This is a genomic window from Haloarcula sp. 1CSR25-25 (genome assembly GCF_032027985.1).
Lineage (GTDB): Archaea > Halobacteriota > Halobacteria > Halobacteriales > Haloarculaceae > Haloarcula.
Genome location: NZ_JAHYBW010000001.1, coordinates 730,521 through 748,765 on the forward strand (window position 1 = coordinate 730,521; position 18,245 = coordinate 748,765).

Consider the following 18,245-nt stretch of genomic DNA (forward strand, 5'->3'; position numbering starts at 1 on the left):
ATATCCCACTACGGGCAGCCGTCACGAGAACGTACAACAGTTCATCTCACTCGTTTTCAAGTGCTGCGTAGATTTCCGCGTGGCGGCGTCCATCGAGTTTCCCCATCTCGAGGGCTATCTCCCGCCGTTCGGCGTCGCTTTCGGCCGCCTGATACCGTTCGTACAGCCGGCGGACCTCGTCGTCGACTGCCGTCGAGGAATCAGTGCTAGACGCCATTTCTCTGTTTAGTATTATCCAGTGTGTCCCTTTATCAGTTGCGACGAGCACACGCTCGGAAGTAGATGACCGCAGTGTCTGTGTCGACTGCGGCTTCGTCAGTTGCAAAGCGGTGCAAAAGGGCTCGAATTTCATCACCGTAGTCGAACGCATATCCGTTCATCATATAGAAGACGACCACGGTTCGGAGTGCCGTTCGCTTGTTTCCGTCAACAAATGGATGGTCCGTAACGAGTAGCCGCATCAGGTGGACCGCTTTTTTATGGATCGTCTCAGGACCCTGTCTGAAGAACCCTTCCGAAATGTATTGTAGTGCGGATTCGATCGCGTCCTCCGACCGAACACCCGGTTCCGTGATGTCGCCTTCTGACACGATCTGTTCGTGGATGGCAAGAATGAGTTCGACAGAGGGATACGCGATATCCGCAGTCACACACCTGAATTTCTCACGCTCCGCGTTAACGTTTCTCAATCGTCGATATCCGGCCTTGTCGTCGAATCAGCGTACGCACTTGAGGACTGTGCGTATCGGCTGCGCCCAGTCGGGCGGTCGTTCGGCAAACAGTTACATCGAATCCTCCGACTACTCCTCGCCGGACTCGTAGTGCTCGCCGGCGGCCTCGGGCAGGCGGGTCTTGCCCACCAGGGCGAGCACGACGATGACGGCGACGAACGGGATGGTCTGGACCAGCGAGTCGGGGACGGCGATCACGTCGGCCGTCTGGAGGCGCAGCTGGACGGCGTCGAGACCGGCAAACAGCGTGGTCGACAGCAAGGCGCCGACCGGGTTGTAGTTGCCGAACAGATAGGCGACGATGGCGATGAACCCCTTGCCGTTGACCATCGTCGGGCCGTTGCCGGTGAACTGGCCGATGTTGATGGCCAGCGCGGCCCCGCCCATCCCCGAGAGGACGCCGGACAGCAGGACGGCGGCGTAGCGGACGCGGGACACGTCGACGCCGGCGGTGTCCAGCGCCTTCGGGTTCTCGCCGGCGGCCCGGACCCAGCGGCCGAAAGTCGTGCGGTTCAGCACGTACCACGAGGCCGCCACGGCGGCGAACATGATGTACACCGCGGGCGAGGCGTCGAACAGCGCGCCGAAGAAGGGGATGTCGGCCAGTCCCGGGACCGTTATCGTGTCGAAGGTGCCGACGCTCCGGGTGTTGGGGCCGCCGTAGAACACCTGCGAGGCGAAGGGGGCGAGCCCGAGCGCGATGAGCCAGACGGCCAGCCCGGCGATAATCTGGTCGGCGCGGAACTCGATACAGACGGCGGCGAACACCCCCGCGAGCAGCGTCGACGCGACGATGCCGACGAGGAAGCCGAGCCACAGCGAGCCGGTCGCGTCGGCACCGAAGATGGCCGCGAAGGCCGAGATGATGAGCAGGCCTTCGAGCCCGATGTTGATGACGCCGCTCTTCTCGGCGAAGATGCCCCCGAGCGCGGCCAGCACAATCGGGACCGAGAGCCGCAGCGTCGAGGACAGCGTCGACTTCGAGGCCAGTACCCAGAAGATCTGGCCGGGCGTCGACGTCGGCGCGACGACGCCGAAGCCGGCGAGCGCGACCAGTGTGAGGACCGCCACGCCGGCGATGAACAGCCGCCCCGAGGCCGAGTGGAGGCGGTCCATGGCGCTGCCGTTAGTCATCGGCACCACCTCCCGCGGCCGCGGTGGCCTGCCCGTCGCGCTCGCCCGTCGCGAGCCGACGGCCGATGATGCGGAAGAACTCCGGCATGGCGACGAACAGGATGATGAGCCCGCGCAGGACGCCGACGAGCTGTGGCGGCACGTTGGTCGCGAAGGCGACCACGTTCGACCCGGACTTGAGGACGCCGAAGAGAAGCGCGGCGAAGACGGCCCCGATGGGGTTGTTGCCGGCGAGGATGGAGACGGTGATGCCGTCGAAGCCGTAGCTCGGAATGCCGGTCTGGAACTTCCCGAGTGTCATCATCACGAACACGGCCCCGCCGACGCCGCCGAGCGCGCCCGACAGCGTCAGCGACGTCAGGATGGTCCGGGCGGAGTCGACGCCGCCGTACTCCGCGGCCGCGGGCTGGATGCCGGCGGTCCGCAGGTCGTAGCCGAAGGCCGTGTGTTCGAGCAGGTAGTAGACGCCGCCGACGAACACGATTGCGAGCAGGAGCGCGAGCAGGGAGAAGTCCGTCCGCGGGTCGAACAGAACAGAGGGGAACTGCCCCTCGATTGGCAGCGTCCGGGTCTGTGTCGCCTGGCTCGTCGGGTCGGCGAAGTGGTTCCGGACGAGATACAGCGTCACCCGCACGGCGACGAAGTTGAGCATGATGGTGGTGATGACCTCGTTCGCGTCGGCGTAGGCCTTCAGCGCGCCGGGAATCGCACCGTAGAAGCCGCCGCCGACCGCGCCGGCGAGCAGCCCGAGCGGGATCAACAGGACGAGCGCGAGCGCCCCGGAGACCAGCGAGCCGGCCCACAGCACCGCCAGTGCGGCCGCCAGCGCGCCGACGATGAGCTGGCCCTGCGTCCCGATGTTGAAGATGCCCGCACGGAACGCTAAGGCCACCGAGAGCCCGGTGAACACCAGAATCGTCGTCTCCCGGAGCGTCGCCGCGAACTGCGCGTTCAGCGGCGACCAGCCGCCGGCGAAGGGGTCACCCAGCGCGCCGAGGAACAGCCGGTTGAACACGTAGAACGGGTCGTAACACAGCGTCGTGGAGCCAAACGTCAGCACAGGGGACCGACAGGTCGCCATCAGTCCCGCGGCGGTGACGATGACCGTCCCGACGACGATAGAGAGCAACAGCGCCGAGACGGCGATCAGAATCCGCTCGCCGACCGAGGTCTGGCCCAGCCTGATGAGGCGCTGTCGGTACTGTGACCACCGGTCGTCCGGGGCCGGCGTCGGCGGGTCGTCACCGTTTTGCGACGGGCTGTCGTCGCTCATCGGCGGCCCTCCCCGTCCGCCGCGATGGTCGGGACGGCGTCGGGCTGCTGCCCGGCCATCAGCAATCCGAGCTGTTCCTCGGTCACGCGCTCGGGATCGACGATGTCGATGATTTCGCCCTCGTAGATGACGGCGAGGCGGTCCGAAAGCGACTGGACCTCATCGAGGTTCGAGGAGATGAGCAACACGGCCCGGCCCGCTTCCCGGAGCGCGTTGATCCGGTCGTGGATGAACTCCATCGACCCCACGTCGACGCCGCGGGTGGGATGGGATGCGACGACCAGGCGGGGGTCTCGCGCGAACTCCCGGCCTACGACGAACTTCTGCTGGTTCCCCCCGGAGAGGGACTTCGCGTGGGCGTCGGCGTCCGGCGGCCGTACGTCGTACTCCTCGATTATGTCCTCCGCGTGGTCCCGCGTGTAGTCCCAGTCGATGCGCCCGTTCGAGGTGTAGTCGGCCGCGTGCTGGCTCCCCAGCAGGCCGTTCTCGACGAGGTCGAAGTCCATCACCAGCCCCCGCTCCTGACGGTCCTCCGGGATGTAGGCCATCCCGGCATCGATGCGCTCCCGGCGGCTGTCGGTGGTCCGGTCGACACCGTCGTACGTGATGGTCCCCTCGTCGGGCAACTGGAGCCCGGTGATAGCCTCGACCAGTTCCGACTGCCCGTTCCCGTCGACGCCGGCGATTCCGAGCACCTCGCCGGCCCGAACCTCGAGCGAGATTCCGTCGACGGCGCGGACGCCCCGGTCGTCCTCCACGACGAGGTCCGCGACGTCGAGGACAGACTGGCCCGGCTCGGCGGGCTCGCGGTCGAGGTCGAGCAGCACCTCGCGGCCGACCATCATCTCGGCCAGTTCCTCCCGGGTGATGTCGTCGGCCGGCACCGTCCCGACGTTTCTCCCCTCGCGCAGGACGGTGATCTCGTCGGCAGCCTCCATCGCCTCGCCGAGCTTGTGGGTGATGAAGATTATCGTCTTCCCCTGGTCGGTCAGCTCTTCGAGGACGCGAAAGAGGTCGTCGACCTCCTGTGGCGTGAGCACCGCCGTCGGTTCGTCCAGAATCAGGACGTCTGCGCCGCGGTAGAGCGCTTTGAGAATCTCGACGCGCTGCTGGACGCCGACACCGACATCCTCGATACGGGCGTCGGGGTCCACGTCGAACCCGTACCGGTCGGACAGGTCACGGACCTGCTGGCGGGACTGGTCGCGGTCGACCGTGAGTCCGAGCCACTTGCGGGGCTCGTTCCCGAGCGTGATGTTCTCGGTGACGGTCATCGGATCGACCAGCATGAAGTGCTGGTGGATCATGCCGACGCCCTCGTCGATAGCGTCGCGTGGCGAATTGAACGTCTGTTTCTCGCCGTGGACGTTGACCGTCCCCTCGGTCGGCTCGTAGAGCCCGTAGAGGACGTTCATCAGGGTGGTCTTGCCCGCACCGTTCTCGCCGAGCAGTGCGTGGACCGTCCCCTTCTCGACCGCCAGGTCAACATCGTCGTTTGCGACGACCCCCGGGAACCGCTTCGTGATGCCATCGAGGTGGACGGCCTGTTCCATACTCAGAGCGGTTGACTGCCCGTAGTTTTAACTTCACGGTTCCACAGGTCTGGCAAAAATATGCGGTCCCTGCGTGTGGTCGCGGCGATTCAGACGTTGTCGGGATCGGTCGGCACGCTGATGTCGCCGTCGATGATGCTCTGGCGGACCTCGGACACCTCGTCTTTGACGTCCTGTGGGATCTCCGAGCCGAGTTGCTGGCCGTACACCGCCTCGACACCGTTCTGTTCGAGGCCGAGCGTGTTCACGGCGCCGCCCTCGAAGTTGTCGTTGACGACCGATTCGACCGACGTATACACCGCGTTGTCGACGCGCTTGACCATGCTCGCGAGGATGACGTCGCTGAAGTTGTCCTTCGTCACCGACTGGTCGCGGTCGACGCCGATTGCGAAGCGGCCCGCCTCCTGGGCCGCACGGAACACGCCGGTCCCGGTGTTGCCGGCCGCGTGGTAGACGACGTCCGCCCCGGAGTTGTACATCGAGAGGGCCGCCTCCTGGCCGCCGGAGGGGTCGTTGAAATCCCCGACGTAGGCCGTCTGGACGTCGACGTCCTCGTTTGCGTACTTCACACCGGCCGTGTAGCCGGCTTCGAAGCGACCGATGAGGTCGCCCTCGACGCCGCCGACGAAGCCGACGTTCGTGGAGTCACCTTGCGTGGAGCCGGCCCCGGCCGAGAAGTCCTGGCTGGACAGCCGAGCGGCCATCAGACCGACGAGGAACGAGCCCTGATGCTCGCCGAACACGTACGAGCCGACGTTGTCCGCCTCGACGACGGAGTCGACGATCATGAAGTTCTGGTCCGGGTACTGTTCGGCGTTCTCCGTGAGGGCGTCCGCCTGCAGGAAGCCGATACAACAGACCAGGTCGTAGTCCGGGTTCGAGGACTGGGCGTACTGCTGCTGGAGGCTGCCGAAGTCCTGTACCGCCTCCGGTTGGGACTCGTCGTATTCGATGTTCAGCTCCTCCGCCGCCCGGATAGCGCCGGTCTGGGCCTGATCGTTGAACGACCCGTCGCCCAGGCCGCCCGTCGCGTACACCATGCCGATACGAGCGGCCGGACCGCTGTCGCCGTCGCCCCCGCTGCCGCCGTCGCCGTCGGTGTCGCCGCCGTCGCCCCCGCTCCCGTCGCCGCCGTCGCCACCGAGACATCCGGCTAATCCGATCGCGGTTGCGGTGCCGACACTGCTGATGAACGTGCGTCTCCGTTGTGACATGTCCCACCAGCGGTGTGGATAGGCGTTAAAGACTTCGGTGTCGCACATTAGCCACATCGGCGACAAACCAGGGCAAGGCGGAGTCAGTCAGGTTCCGCCGCGTCGACGCCGCGGGCGTTTTATGTACTGGGTGTGAACGGCTGCCAATGACAATCCGGTCGCATTCACACAGCAGCAACTGGCGGGTCTCAAAGGGGCCCCGCACGCGGTGACCACCGTCGTTTTCTGGGCGCTGGTCGCCCTCGCGACGATTACCGGTCTGGTGACGGCCTGGACACTCGGGGCCAACAGCAACTCGCCGCCCTTCGCACCCGCTATCGGCGCGAACGCCATCTCGACGATGCGCGCCGCCTTCCTCATCGGCATCCTCGCCGCGCTGGGCGCGCTGACCCAGGGCGGGAGCATCTCGGAGACGGTCGGCGCCGGTCTCATCGACGGGGTCACTATCACGTCGCTCGCAGCCGTCGCCGGCCTGCTGACCGCGACGGGGTTCATGGCGTTTGGCATCTACTCGGGCTACCCCGTTCCGGCGGCGTTCGCCACGACGGGCGCGATGGTCGGCGTCGGGCTCTCGCTCGGCGGCCAGCCCGTCTTCGACACCTACCGCCGCATCGCGGTCTTCTGGCTGCTCGTCCCGCCTGTCTCGGGGAGTCTGGCCTATCTCACCGCGACAGTGTTGCGCCGGGACGACATCCCCGAGACGGTCGGGGTCCCGCTGCTCGCCGGGGTCGTCGGTGGCATCGTCGCCAACGTCCAGTTGAGCATCATCCCGTCGCCGCCCGGCACCAGCCAGGGGTCGCTGGCCGGCTTCGCCGCGATGGTCGCCGGGACGGATATCGCCGCCGTCGCCGCGACGCTACTGCTCGCGGCGGGCAGCTTCTACTATATCCGCCTGCAGACCCAGGCCTCCGTCGATAGGGGCATCAAGACGTTTCTGGTCGCCCTCGGCAGCGTCGTCGCCTTCTCTAGCGGCGGGAGTCAGGTCGGTCTCGCGACCGGGCCACTGGAGAACCTCTACCGCGTCGAACTCGGTCTGCCCGGGCTTTTGTTGCTGGGCCTGGGTGCAGTGGGTATCCTCGGCGGGGCGTGGATGGGCGCCCCCCGCCTGCTACAGGCGACCTCCCGCGAGTACGCGCAACTCGGCGTCCGGCGGTCCATCGCGGCGCTGGTCCCCGGCTTCATCATCGCCCAGGCCGCCATCGCGCTGGGCATCCCCATCTCGTTCAACAACATCATCATCTCCGGGGTCATCGGCGGCGGCCTGGCCGGCGGCTCCGCCGGCGTCTCGCGCCGGAAGATAGGCGTGACTGTCGGGTTCTGGCTCATCACGCTCGTCACCAGCGTCGTGATCGGCTTCGGCATGTATCAGGTTCTGGAAGCGGCCCTCGGCGGCCAGGTCTGATACGGACTAGTGGATCTAGCGGTGGTCGTCCGGGCTGCCGACAGCTGGAACCGACCTGCGACGGTCCATCTGCGGCGCTATCGGACGACCGTCACCGTCCGCGGCGCTATCGGACGACCGTCACCGTCACCGGCGCTTCGCTGACGACCGCCGTCGCAACGGTCCCCAGCAGCCGCCGGGCGATCTCGTTTCGCGTCCCGCCGTGGCCACCCATCACCACCTGGTCAACGTCGGTCTCCTCGACGTAGCCCAGAATCGTCTCGGCCGGGTCACCGGTCTCGACGGCCGTCTCGACCTCTCGACCGACCTCGCTGGCCTGCTGTGACGCCCTGTCGACGAGGTTCGTGGCCCGCTCGTCGGCCGCCGCCCGGCGGTCCGCGTCCGGTTCGAGCATGCCGCCTTCGCTCATCCCCGTATCGAGCGGGGCAACGACGTTCAACACAGTAATCCGACAGTCGAACGTCTCTAGCGCGTACGTCAGCGCCTCGTCGGCCAGCGGCGAACCGTCAAGCGGGACGAGGACGTGCGTCGGTGTCATATGTTCTCTCTGGAAGGGAGCTATAAGTAGCCAGTGGCGAGGGTGCGTCTCGGGACAGTTGCTCCTGACCGGCGTTCGAGTGAGGATTCACACCGCTTGCTCCCGGACTGACTCACCACAGAAATAGTCCATCCTGGATTCGAACCAGGGTCGAAGCCCCCAGAAGGCTTCAGGATTGGCCACTACCCCAATGGACTGTGCGCACTCTACAGTATCGGGTGCCCCCTTGTAAGCGTTGCGCGATTCGGTCGGACATGAAGCGTGTCAGCAGGCCGCACAACCGTTCCTCAGAGGGCAACAGCGCCACGTCCGGCCCGCGGCGAGACATCGACAGCGCTTTTTCGGCCTGTCGTCCACACTCGCGTATGTACGTCGGACGATTCGTCGTCGTCAGTCCCGAGGTCGGCGCGTACCGCGTCTCCTCGCGCTCGTTCCCCAACCGCCAGGCAGTACAGCGCGACGGCACGGTGACCGTCGAGCCGACACCGGACGCCCCGGAGACGGACAACCCCTACATCTCCTACAACGGCGTGCGCGTCACCGAGCGCGGCGCCGTCGTCGGGAACGGCTCGCACGTCGACCCCATCGCGGAAAAGCTCGAACTGGGCTATCCGGCGCGGGACGCCATCGCGGAGCCGCTTCTGTCGCTCGATTTCGAGAAGGACGACTACGACACGCCGCGGGTCGCCGGCATCGTCGGCGTCGACGCGGCGGACCCGACGACGACCGCCGACGGACCGGGCGCGGTCATCGGGACCGTCCGCCGTGACGCCCTGCTCGTCGAGGAAGTTACCGAGCCGACGCTGGTGGCGACCTACGAAGAGGACAGTCCGACAGCGTTCGACCTGGCTGCGACCGACGCCGGCGGGGCGGCCCGCGAGGTGTACGACCACGAGTACGAACACGCCGTCTGTTCGGCCGGCGTCGCGGGGTCGGCGGGCGAGTTCGACGTGGCAGTGCACAACGGCGGCGAGTGAACGGCTACCGGTGAAGGCCGGGCGGACACAGATACCGAGTCAGTACCGACACTCAAGGCCCCGCAGAGACTAGACCTTGGCAATGAAGCTGGGCATACTCTCCGATATCCACGGCAACCGGGTGGCGCTGGCGGCGGTGCTCGCGGACATGCCGCCGGTCGACGGGCTGGTCTGTGCCGGCGACGTGGTCGGCTACAACCCTTGGCACGGCGACTGTGTGGACGCAATGCGCGGGCACGCCGACACACTCCCGGCGGACGTTCCCTGGCCGACCGAGGAAGTTCCGACAGTGATGGGAAACCACGACAGAGCCGTCGCCGGCGAGACGCCCTTTGTCTTCAACGGGATGGCACAGGCCGGCGTCGAACACGCCACGGAACAGCTGTCCGACGAGCAGCTGGCATGGCTGGCGGCCCTGCCAGACGAGCGACGGGTGCGTGACGGCCGGGTGAAGCTCGTCCACGGTCATCCGGACGACCCGGACCACTACACGTTCCCCGGGGAGTTCGGCCCGGACCTGCTGGGCGACGAGGACGTGCTCGTGATGGGACACACACACCAGCAACACCACGAGGTGTACGACGACGGGGTCGTCATGAACCCCGGCAGCGTGGGCCAGCCCCGCGACAGGGACCACCGGGCCGCCTACGCCGTGCTCGACCTCGCGGACCTGACTGTCGACGAGCGCCGCGTGGAGTACGACACCGGCGCGGTCATCGACGCGGTCGAGGACGCCGGCCTCCCGCGGGAGATCGGCTCCCGGTTGACGCAGGGCCGGTAGTCACACAGACGGGTCGTCCGTCGCCGGCAGCCTGCAGATACTGCAGCGGGACGAGAGGATTTATGTGCGTGACCGCTACTGTGGGGTGTGGAGTCCCCATTCGAGGTCCTCGGAATCGAGCCGGACGCCGACGACGGGGAGATAGTCGACGCCTACCGCGAGCGAGTCAAGGAGGCACACCCGGACCAGGGCGGGTCGACGGCCGAGTTCCAGGCGGTCAAGACGGCCTACGAGCGACTGCAGAACGGATACGAGCCCGGGGACCCGATTCCCGACGAGACGCCGGAGCCCGAGCCCGAAAGCCCGCCGGAGCCGGAGGACCCGCTGGTGGAGTTTCTCAACTTCGAGGTGCTGGAGGACCACGGCTGGGCGCTCGACGACGAGGACCTGTTCGAGAAGGCGGCCGACGCGGGCCTTCGCTCGACCGACTTCGGGCGGTTCTACGTCGACCCGAACGACACGCTGCTGGAGGCGGCCGAGAAGAACGGGTTCGCGTGGCCCTTCGCCTGTCGGGGCGGCGCGTGTACGAACTGCGCGGTCGCGGTCGTCGACGGCGAGATGCCGTCGCCGGCGAGTCACATCCTCCCGCCCGACCTCACAGAGAAGGGGATTCGGCTGTCGTGTATCGCCGCACCGGTCTCGGACGACGCGAAGATCGTCTACAACCTGAAACACCTCCCCGAGGTCAGCGAACTACTGCTGCCAGCGAGCCGGTTCGAACAGGCGTCTTCAACCGATTAAAAACTCAGAACACGTCCTGGACGAGCGAGAGGGCCTGTTCGCGGTCCTCCCACGGGACGAACACGGAGACCGACGTCGCGGACGTAATCACGTCGTAGAGGTGGATGTGGGCATTGGCCAGCGGTGCGACGACCTGGTGGGCAAGCGCCGACTGGCTCGGGTCGCCGCCGGTGACGCGGATGACGGCAATCTCGTCCTCGACGGTGACCGACGAGAGCGTCTCGTCGTCGACGATGCGGGCGTGCAACAGCGCCTCGGCCTCCTCGGCGTCGTCTTCGTCGACGTAGAACGTCAGCGAGTCCATCCCCGAGGAGTTGGCCTCGATGTTGATATCCTCGTCCGCGATAGCGGTGGACAGGTCCGCGAGGATGCCCGGGCTGTTCCGGATGGCGCGGCCGGCGACGGTCACGCAGGCGATGGGCTGTTCCTGCAGGTCGATGAGGTTCTGGAACTCGCCCTCGATGGACGTGCCACCGGAGAGCAGGTCACCGTGCTGGTAGTGGACGACACGGACGCCCAGGTCGCCGGTCTTGTACGACAGCGCCGACGGCGCGACCACCTCGGCCCCGCGGAACGACAGCGACCGGAGCTCGTCGACGGAGATCTTGCCGACGTTGCGAGCGCCCTCGACGACGCGGGGGTCGCCGGTCATGACGCCCTCGACGTCGGTGACGATGACGACTTCGTCGGCGTCCATGTAGTCGCCCATCATCACGGCGCTCGTGTCGGAGCCGCCACGGCCGAGCGTCGTCACGTTGCCCTGGTGGTCCTCCGCCAGGAACCCGGTGATGACCGGGACGACGTCCTTGAGCTGGCCGGCCAGCGCGTGGGCGCGTTTCTGTGTCTCCTCGACGTCGACCTCGCCGTACTCGTCGGTGATGATCGGCCAGTCCTCGCTGCCGGGTTCGAGGAAGACGGCCTCGATGCCGCGGGCGGCGAGCGCGCCCTTGAGCATCCTGACGGAGGTCCGTTCGCCCATCGAGACGATCTCCGCGCGGTCCGCGGAGTCGGCGTCGTAGTTGATCTCCTCGAGCAGTTCGTCGGTCGTGTTGCCCATCGCCGAGGCGACGACCGCGACCTCGTGGCCCTGCTGGACGGCAGCAGCGATCGAGTCCGCGGCCCGGTTGATACGGTCGCCGCTGCCGAGGCTCGTCCCACCGAACTTGGCGACTACGCGCATGCTGCCACCCTATCTGTGTGTACGTGAGTCATTGCCCTCGCGTTCTCCGTCGCTCGGGATAACTGTGTTCATCTGTGACCGCGCGTCGCTGTCGACGATGCCCGGCAGATTCCGTCGTGTGAAGACGTGGCGCCACGGCAGCGCACAAAGCTCGAAGCGGCCGGCTGCCGCCGACACACCGTTTATTTGCATGGGGTTCTCACACACATACATGAATATCCGCGACGCTGTCGAGGACGACGCCGAGCGACTGGCCGCCCTCGCCGACGGGCCGCCGGACGTGATGCGGAACCTCGTCCACGACCGCACCGTCCGCGTGGCCGAGGCCGACGACGACATTGTGGGGTTCGTGAGCTTCGACGCCGAGCGTGGGACCGTCCACGTGACACAGCTGGCCGGGTCCAGCGACGCCTGTGAGGAACTCCTGACCGACCCCATCGAGTTCGCTCGCCGGGAACACATGACGGTCGAACTCCTGCTACCGGAAGACGAAGCACAGGTCCGGGCCGCTGTCGAGGCGGTCGGGTTCACCTCCACCGGAAACGGCCCCCGGTTCGACGGGCAGGAGACGACGCGGTACCGGTTAGAGCCGGAGCGAGCGGAGCACTGACCGCCGCGGACAGGTCTGTGACGGCACCGCTACGGCTGGCCAGCCCGGTCGTTCATCGTGGCGGCAGTCTGTCGAGTCCGCGGACGATGCGTAACTCGTCGGGCGTGCCCTCACCGACGGTCTGTTCCTGCGTGAAGGTTCCGCGGTAGCCGAGGACGTGGCCCACGAGGTCGTTCTCGACGGTCGCGGTGACGTGGTACCGACCGCCGTCCTCGTCGTAGCGGTCACGGACCTCGAGGTCGGCGGCCAGCGGTCCCGGCAGGGGAACGTAGCGGCTGCCCAGCCGGGCCCACTGCCGGCCGCCGGCGACCACGAGCGCGCCGTCCTCGACCCGCGGGTGGAGTTCGCTGGCGACCCGGCCGTGTGTCCCGAGGAAGTCAAGCAGCCGCCCGGCTTCGGCGTCCCAGACGGTCAGAGAGTCGAACAGGCGGGTAGTGTCGCCGAAGTCGAAGGCGCGGCGGGTCGTCATGGCCTCGTGACCGCCGTCGGTCGTGTAGGCCACCGTCGTCACCGAGAACGGCACGGCCTCGCCGGATTCGGGAAACAGCATGTTCTGGGCGGTCATCGCGTACAGCGCCGGCAGGACCAGCGTCCCGCGGGTGATGTCCATCTCGCCGCGGCCGACACAGACCGTCCCCTCGTCTGGAGCGAGGCTGTACCGGTCGCGGACCTTCGGATGGAGGTCGGCCGCGGCCTCGCCCAGCGCCCGCTCGTAGACGCCCGTCACAGCGCCACCCGGCCCGGCGTCGGCGCCCCGGTGGCGGGACCCTGCGTCGACGGTCCCACCGCGGTTCTCGTCTGTGCGTCCATCGGCTCCGTGTTCCCAGGCCGGATAGATATTTCTGCTGGGCGGTGACAAAAGCGGTTCCAGTCGAGACAGCCGCAGTGCCGGGTTACTCTTTCGACCGGAATTTCCGGGAGAGATACGCGAGGCCCAGGCCGCCGGCAACCAGCGCCGGGACCAGCGGCGAGTCGACGGCCTTCGCCGCCTGTTGCCGTACTCGTTTGCCGACTGACGACGGTTCCTCGATGAGTTCCAGCACGGCCTCGGTGCTGTTTTCGACCGGCTCCGGCGCGTTGCCAGCCTCGGCGGCCGCGTCGGGGTCTTTGAGCAGGTGGCCCGTCGTCAGGCAGACGACCGACTCGTCTCCATGGACGACGCCCTCGCGGCGGAGTTTCCGGAGACCGGCGACGGAGGCGGCGGAGGCCGGTTCGACGCCGACGCCTTCCCCGGCGATGTCGCGCTGTGCCTCGGTGATCTCCTCGTCGGAGACGGCGACGGCGGTGCCGCCGGTCTCCCGGATGCCGGGCAGCGCCTTCGGCGCGTTGACCGGATTGCCGATGCGAATAGCGGTCGCACGGGTCTCGACGTCCTCCCAGCGGCGGGTGTCCTCGTACCCCTCCTCGATGGCCTCGACCATCGGGGCGGCCCCGTCGGCCTGGACACCGGTGAGCTTGGGCACCTGGTCTTCGGTTATCGCGCCGGCCTTGACGAGTTCACGGAAGCACTTGTACAGCGCCGCGGTGTTGCCGGCGTTGCCGACGGGCAGGACGATGCGGTCCGGGTACTCGCCGTGGTCGGCGTAGAACTCCTCCATGATCTCCAGCCCGATGGTCTTCTGTCCCTCGAGGCGGAAGGGGTTCAGCGAGTTCAGCAGGTAGGCCTCGCCGCGGGCGGCGAGGTCCTGGACGATGTCGAGACACTGGTCGAAGTTGCCGTCGACCTCCAGAATCCGCGCGCGGTGGAGGCTCGCCTGTGCGATCTTGCCGGCCGCGACCTTCCCGGCGGGCAGGAGCACGAGCGTCTCCATCCCACCGCGTGCGCCGTAGGCCGCAAGCGCCGCGGAGGTGTTCCCCGTCGAGGCACAGGCGAGTCGGTTGACGCCGACCTCCTGGGCGACCCGGACGCCGACGGTCATGCCGCGGTCCTTGAACGAGCCGGTGGGATTCATCCCCTCGTGTTTCACGCGCAGCGCACCGACGCCGATGTCGTCCTCCAGGCGCGGCATGCGGTGCAGCGGCGTGTCACCCTCGGGGAGCGTGACGCCCTCCTCGAAGGGCAGGGCGGCGTTGTACCGCCAGACCCCCGACCCCTCGAACTCGTCGAAGGTCGGCAGGTCGGCGTAGCGGACCTCAAGCAGGCCGTCACAGTCGTCGCAGGTGTAGCGAATCGCGTCGAAGGGAGCGAACGTCTCACCACACTCGATACAGGCCAGCCAGACGCCGTCGTCGGCAGCCGGCGGCACGTCGTCGGTGAGTTCCAGGTCAGCCATTGTCGGGACCACGCCCCCAGCAGGCAAAAGTCGGACGGTTGCCAGTCGGCGACCGCCCTCACGGAGCCCGCTGTCACTCGCCGGGACTGGCGTCGAACTCGTCGATGCGGTGATGGACCGCGGCGGTCCACTCCTCGAGTGTCTCGTGCATCAGCTCGCGGGCCTCCGACAGCGGTGTCGCGGTGTACTGGTACACGTGGCCGCCGCCGTCGAGCAACCGCCGTTCCCGTGTCGCGAGCCCCTTTTCGCGGAGCGTCGACAGCGACCGGTTGACGTTCGAGCGGTCCCGTCCGAGTTCGTCAGCGAGTTCCTCGACGGTGCTTGCAGGTGTCTCAAGCAGCGTCTGGTACGTCCGTACCTCGTGTTCCCGGACGCCGAACACACAGGCAATCACGTCCGAAAGCGCCGGTTCGTCATCGACCATCAGGTCGTGGAACTGGTCCGGAGACGGGTTGACAGACATACCCACGTGTATAGCTCCGACCCGCATAAACTGGGTCGTTACCTCAACCTCACCGCTACCGAACCGTCACTGTCCGGGTCCGTGCGGTTCCGAATCGGCCGACGGCGGCCCGGGGGACCACCCGTGCAAACAGTTGTCATACGTATCGAAAAGGCCATCATTTCAACTGGAACCGCCCGCAGTCAGGGCCACAGCAAAGCGGTAGCCGTTGAAAATCACTGCATCCGGTCACACGACTGGGATGTGGTCGGCATGTGAAACGTATCACTTGTTACGAGAGTACCGTGAGCTACGTAGTCAAACACACCGAGACGGGGACTGTTTCGGGTGGAGAACTGACCCGAGACGGAGCCAGAGTGGCCACGAACGATTTTCGGTTCCAGGTGCCTGTCACGACGAGTTATAAATCAAAAGCATTAATACTCACCGACTAGTGTCACCTGAAAAAGAAGTAAGCGCATTTCTCTTCGTGGTGTCCGCGCTACGGCGAGAGTGCTAATACTTCCCAATCCCAGAAACCAATGAATTACAGGAGTTTCGACCATCTCAGTGCCGATACGCAGGAGTGGATCGTTGACCTTCCAGACGACCTGGATCTGATCGTCGGGATACCCAGAAGCGGGATGTTAGTGTCGAATCTGTTATCGCTGCATCTCAATCTCCCGATGACGGATATCGACGGCCTCCGAGCGGGGAGACTCCTGCAGACTGGGGAGCGGTACGACGGTGAGTTCGACATCTCGGAGTTCTCAAAGATACTGGTCGTCGACGACACTGTCTACACCGGGAACGAGATGACCAACGCACAGGCGACAATCGACGGTCTGAACCTGTCCGCAGACGTGTACTACGGGGCCGTGTACGTGGACGACGGCTCCGAGCGGTTCGTCGATACGTACGCCCAGACCCTGGCGTTCCCGAGGGTGTTCGAGTGGAACATGATGCACCACGACTTCCTCACGGAGTCCTGTGTCGATTTGGACGGCATCCTCTGCCGTGACCCGACGCCCGAGGAGAACGACGACGGGCCGAACTACCGGGAGTTCATCACGGCTGCCGACCCGATCTCCGTGCCCTCGGTGACAATCGGGAAGATCGTTACCTGTCGGCTCGAAAAGTACCGCAGCGAGACCGCCGCCTGGCTCGACGAGCACGGGATCGAGTACGACGAGCTGGTGATGATGCAGTACCCCGACAAGGCCACACGGGTCGCTGCGGGCAATCACGGCGAGTACAAGGCCGAGGTGTACCGGTCCTCGGACGCGAAGCTGTTCATCGAGAGCTCACACTCCCAGGCGCGGACGATCGCCATGCAGACGAGCAAACCCGTCTACAGCAAGGAGCAAAACCGGATGCTCCAGCAGGGGTATCTGAACCGCGTCGCCAGGAACGGTCAGATGTCGATAGAGGCCGTCAAATCTGACCCGCTCAGATACGTCGAACAGTTCAGGTCGGACCCCGTCGACTTCGTCAAGCGGGCCTCGTCGGTCTTTTTCTGACTCACGACGGTCGCCCACCCCCACGACGGTTCCCCCTGACCCAAACGCTAACCCCGAGACACCCGTGGGTCCGACCATGACTTCGCCACCACTGGGGGAGACGACCGCACTCGTCACCGGAGCGAGCGCGGGTATCGGCGCGGCGACCGCTCGGAAACTGGCACGCGACGGGGCGGACGTGGCGCTGGTTGCCCGCCGGGAGGGCCGCCTCACCGACCTGGCCGATGAAATCGCCGCCGACCACGGCGTCGACGCCCACGTCGTGCCGGCCGACGTCAGCGACCGGGCAGAGGTCACGGCCGCCGTCGAGTCCACCGTCGATACGCTCGGCTCGCTCGACGGCGTCGTGGTCAACGCCGGCGTCGGCCGCGGCTCGGACGTGGAGACGCTGTCCGAGGAGCAGTACCGGACGATGATGGACGTCAACGTCGACGGCGCGTTCTACACCGCCCGCGAGGCACTGCCTCACCTCCGGGAGGAGGCCGGCTCGCTCGTGTTCGTCGGCAGCTTCGCCGGTCAGTACCCCCGGCCGTTCAATCCCGTCTACGCCGCCACGAAGTGGTGGCTTCGGGGCTTCGCCCACAGCCTCGCCGGCCAGGTCGGCGACGACGACATCGGCGTCACCGTCGTCAATCCCTCCGAGGTCCGGTCGGAGTTCGGCTCCGAGGAAGGGGTCCCTTTCGAGGAGCGGTTCGAACCTGGCGAGGTGACCGAACCCGAGGAGGTGGCCGACGCCATCGCCTTCGCCATGCGACAGGCGCCCCCGACGACAATCAACAGTATCGACGTGTTCCGTCGGGACAAATTTAGCCACTTCTAGCCCACCACCTTTTTCGACGGGGGCCTCGCGCTCGCCGCCGGCGAGCGCTCAACCCCCGCGCAAAAACGTGGGCGAAAAAGACGGAATCGCCGCAGCGGCGATTCCGTGAACCGCGGCCGAGGGCCGCGGACACTCCGCACACCCACCGCTAAACAGCCCTACCCCTGCTCGGACAGCCATACGAGCAGCCCCTTCTGGGCGTGCAGGCGGTTCTCCGCCTGGTCCCAGACGACGGCGTTGTCAGACTCGATGGCGTCGTCGGTGACCTCCTCGCCGCGGTGAGCGGGCAGGCAGTGCATGAACGGCCGGTCCCCGAGCAGGTCCGTCGTGATCTGGAAGCCCTCGAAGTCCTCGAGTTTCTGCCCGCGCTTGTCCTCCTGGCCCATGCTGACCCACACGTCGGAGTACACCACGTCGGCGTCTGCGACGGCGGCCTCGGGGTTGTGGGTCGTCTCGGGCGCGTTGCCGAAGGCGGCGGCGCGGTCGGCCACGTCCCCGGAGATGCCGTAGCCCTCCGGTGTGGCGACGGTGAGGTCGAGGCCGACCATCGCCGCGCCGATGACGAAGGACTGGCAGACGTTGTTGCCGTCGCCGACCCACGCGACGGAGACGTCCTCGAAGTCGCCGAACTGCTCGCGGACCGTCAGCAGGTCGGCGAGCGTCTGGCAGGGGTGGGCGTCGTCGGTCAGCCCGTTGATGACCGGGACCTCGGCGTACTCGGCCAGTTCCTCGGCGTCGGTGTGGTCGAACACGCGGGCCATGATGAAATCGACGTAGCGCCCGAGCGCGCGGGCGGTGTCCTTGACTGGTTCGCCGTGGCCCAGATGGATGTCGTCGGGCCCGAGGAACACGGCGTGGCCGCCCAGTTGCGTCATCCCCGTCTCGAAGGACACCCGGGTTCGCGTCGACGGCTTCTCGAATATCATCCCCAGCGTCTGCTGGTCGAGCAGGTCGCTTGTACTCCCCTCGCCGTGGTCGGCCTTGATAGCCGCGGCGCGGTCGAGGACGGTCGTCAGTTCGTCGGTCGTGAGGTCGTCGACGTCGAGTATGTCCATG

Annotated in this window: 19 protein-coding genes and 1 tRNA gene; 7 read left to right on the forward strand and 13 right to left on the reverse strand. The window is 66.6% G+C overall.

Annotated features, from left to right (window positions below):
- Positions 1-46 precede the first annotated feature (46 nt).
- The 6 genes from KZ498_RS03655 to KZ498_RS03680 form a co-directional block, all read right to left on the reverse strand.
- Positions 47-217, reverse strand: a complete 171-nt coding sequence (locus tag KZ498_RS03655) for a hypothetical protein (RefSeq protein ID WP_312616885.1) — start codon at positions 215-217, stop codon at positions 47-49.
- A 34-nt stretch (positions 218-251) separates the two neighbouring features.
- On the reverse strand, positions 252-650 hold the full coding sequence (locus tag KZ498_RS03660; protein WP_312616886.1) for a type II toxin-antitoxin system death-on-curing family toxin: 399 nt from the start codon (positions 648-650) through the stop codon (positions 252-254).
- A gap of 150 nt (positions 651-800) precedes the next feature.
- Positions 801-1,847, reverse strand: a complete 1,047-nt coding sequence (locus KZ498_RS03665; RefSeq protein ID WP_312617346.1) for an ABC transporter permease — start codon at positions 1,845-1,847, stop codon at positions 801-803.
- Between the two features lie 10 nt (positions 1,848-1,857).
- On the reverse strand, positions 1,858-3,138 hold the full coding sequence (locus tag KZ498_RS03670) for an ABC transporter permease (protein ID WP_312616887.1): 1,281 nt from the start codon (positions 3,136-3,138) through the stop codon (positions 1,858-1,860).
- Positions 3,135-4,691, reverse strand: a complete 1,557-nt coding sequence (locus KZ498_RS03675) for an ABC transporter ATP-binding protein (protein WP_312616888.1) — start codon at positions 4,689-4,691, stop codon at positions 3,135-3,137. The genes KZ498_RS03670 and KZ498_RS03675 overlap by 4 nt, the downstream gene beginning before the upstream one ends.
- A gap of 89 nt (positions 4,692-4,780) precedes the next feature.
- A complete protein-coding gene (locus KZ498_RS03680) occupies positions 4,781-5,953 on the reverse strand; it encodes a BMP family protein (RefSeq protein WP_396276091.1) in 1,173 nt (390 codons plus the stop codon).
- 160 nt (positions 5,954-6,113) lie between these two features.
- Between KZ498_RS03680 and KZ498_RS03685 the strand changes: the two genes are divergently transcribed.
- Positions 6,114-7,307, forward strand: coding sequence for an inorganic phosphate transporter (locus tag KZ498_RS03685; protein WP_312616891.1), 1,194 nt, complete (start codon positions 6,114-6,116; stop codon positions 7,305-7,307).
- Between the two features lie 106 nt (positions 7,308-7,413).
- Here KZ498_RS03685 and KZ498_RS03690 read toward each other — a convergent pair whose 3' ends face one another.
- Positions 7,414-7,845 (reverse strand): universal stress protein, encoded by a 432-nt coding sequence (locus tag KZ498_RS03690; protein WP_312616892.1) that lies wholly within the window; start codon positions 7,843-7,845, stop codon positions 7,414-7,416.
- A gap of 124 nt (positions 7,846-7,969) precedes the next feature.
- Positions 7,970-8,042, reverse strand: a tRNA-Gln gene (locus KZ498_RS03695).
- 168 nt (positions 8,043-8,210) lie between these two features.
- Between KZ498_RS03695 and KZ498_RS03700 the strand changes: the two genes are divergently transcribed.
- The 3 genes from KZ498_RS03700 (at position 8,211) to fer (ending at position 10,344) form a co-directional block, all read left to right on the forward strand.
- A complete protein-coding gene (locus tag KZ498_RS03700; RefSeq protein ID WP_312616894.1) occupies positions 8,211-8,822 on the forward strand; it encodes an IMP cyclohydrolase in 612 nt (203 codons plus the stop codon).
- An 82-nt stretch (positions 8,823-8,904) separates the two neighbouring features.
- Positions 8,905-9,603 (forward strand): YfcE family phosphodiesterase, encoded by a 699-nt coding sequence (locus KZ498_RS03705; protein WP_312616895.1) that lies wholly within the window; start codon positions 8,905-8,907, stop codon positions 9,601-9,603.
- Between the two features lie 87 nt (positions 9,604-9,690).
- On the forward strand, positions 9,691-10,344 hold the full coding sequence (gene fer / locus KZ498_RS03710) for a ferredoxin Fer (RefSeq protein ID WP_312616897.1): 654 nt from the start codon (positions 9,691-9,693) through the stop codon (positions 10,342-10,344).
- Positions 10,345-10,348: 4 nt separating this feature from the next.
- Here fer and KZ498_RS03715 read toward each other — a convergent pair whose 3' ends face one another.
- Positions 10,349-11,524 carry an aspartate kinase gene (locus tag KZ498_RS03715; RefSeq protein ID WP_312616899.1) on the reverse strand — a complete coding sequence of 392 codons (1,176 nt, stop codon included), beginning with the start codon at positions 11,522-11,524 and terminating at the stop codon, positions 10,349-10,351.
- A gap of 211 nt (positions 11,525-11,735) precedes the next feature.
- On the opposite strand from KZ498_RS03715, the gene KZ498_RS03720 reads away from it, so the two are divergent.
- Positions 11,736-12,134 carry a hypothetical protein gene (locus tag KZ498_RS03720; protein WP_312616901.1) on the forward strand — a complete coding sequence of 133 codons (399 nt, stop codon included), beginning with the start codon at positions 11,736-11,738 and terminating at the stop codon, positions 12,132-12,134.
- A gap of 52 nt (positions 12,135-12,186) precedes the next feature.
- Here KZ498_RS03720 and KZ498_RS03725 read toward each other — a convergent pair whose 3' ends face one another.
- The 3 genes from KZ498_RS03725 to KZ498_RS03735 all read right to left on the reverse strand — a co-directional run bounded on the left by KZ498_RS03725 (position 12,187) and on the right by KZ498_RS03735 (position 14,870).
- Positions 12,187-12,861, reverse strand: coding sequence for a DUF4166 domain-containing protein (locus KZ498_RS03725; protein ID WP_312617348.1), 675 nt, complete (start codon positions 12,859-12,861; stop codon positions 12,187-12,189).
- 166 nt (positions 12,862-13,027) lie between these two features.
- Positions 13,028-14,407, reverse strand: a complete 1,380-nt coding sequence (thrC, locus tag KZ498_RS03730) for a threonine synthase (RefSeq protein ID WP_396276092.1) — start codon at positions 14,405-14,407, stop codon at positions 13,028-13,030.
- A gap of 73 nt (positions 14,408-14,480) precedes the next feature.
- A complete protein-coding gene (locus tag KZ498_RS03735) occupies positions 14,481-14,870 on the reverse strand; it encodes a helix-turn-helix domain-containing protein (protein WP_312616905.1) in 390 nt (129 codons plus the stop codon).
- A gap of 521 nt (positions 14,871-15,391) precedes the next feature.
- Between KZ498_RS03735 and KZ498_RS03740 the strand changes: the two genes are divergently transcribed.
- Both KZ498_RS03740 and KZ498_RS03745 read left to right on the forward strand, forming a co-directional pair.
- Positions 15,392-16,369, forward strand: coding sequence for an orotate phosphoribosyltransferase (locus KZ498_RS03740; RefSeq protein WP_312616906.1), 978 nt, complete (start codon positions 15,392-15,394; stop codon positions 16,367-16,369).
- Between the two features lie 76 nt (positions 16,370-16,445).
- Entirely contained in the window at positions 16,446-17,189 is a 744-nt protein-coding gene (locus KZ498_RS03745; RefSeq protein WP_312616908.1) for an SDR family oxidoreductase, read from the forward strand.
- A 158-nt stretch (positions 17,190-17,347) separates the two neighbouring features.
- On the opposite strand, the gene argF is transcribed toward KZ498_RS03745, so the two are convergent.
- Positions 17,348-18,244 (reverse strand): ornithine carbamoyltransferase, encoded by an 897-nt coding sequence (gene argF / locus KZ498_RS03750; protein ID WP_312616909.1) that lies wholly within the window; start codon positions 18,242-18,244, stop codon positions 17,348-17,350.
- Between the last annotated feature and the right edge of the window lies 1 nt (position 18,245).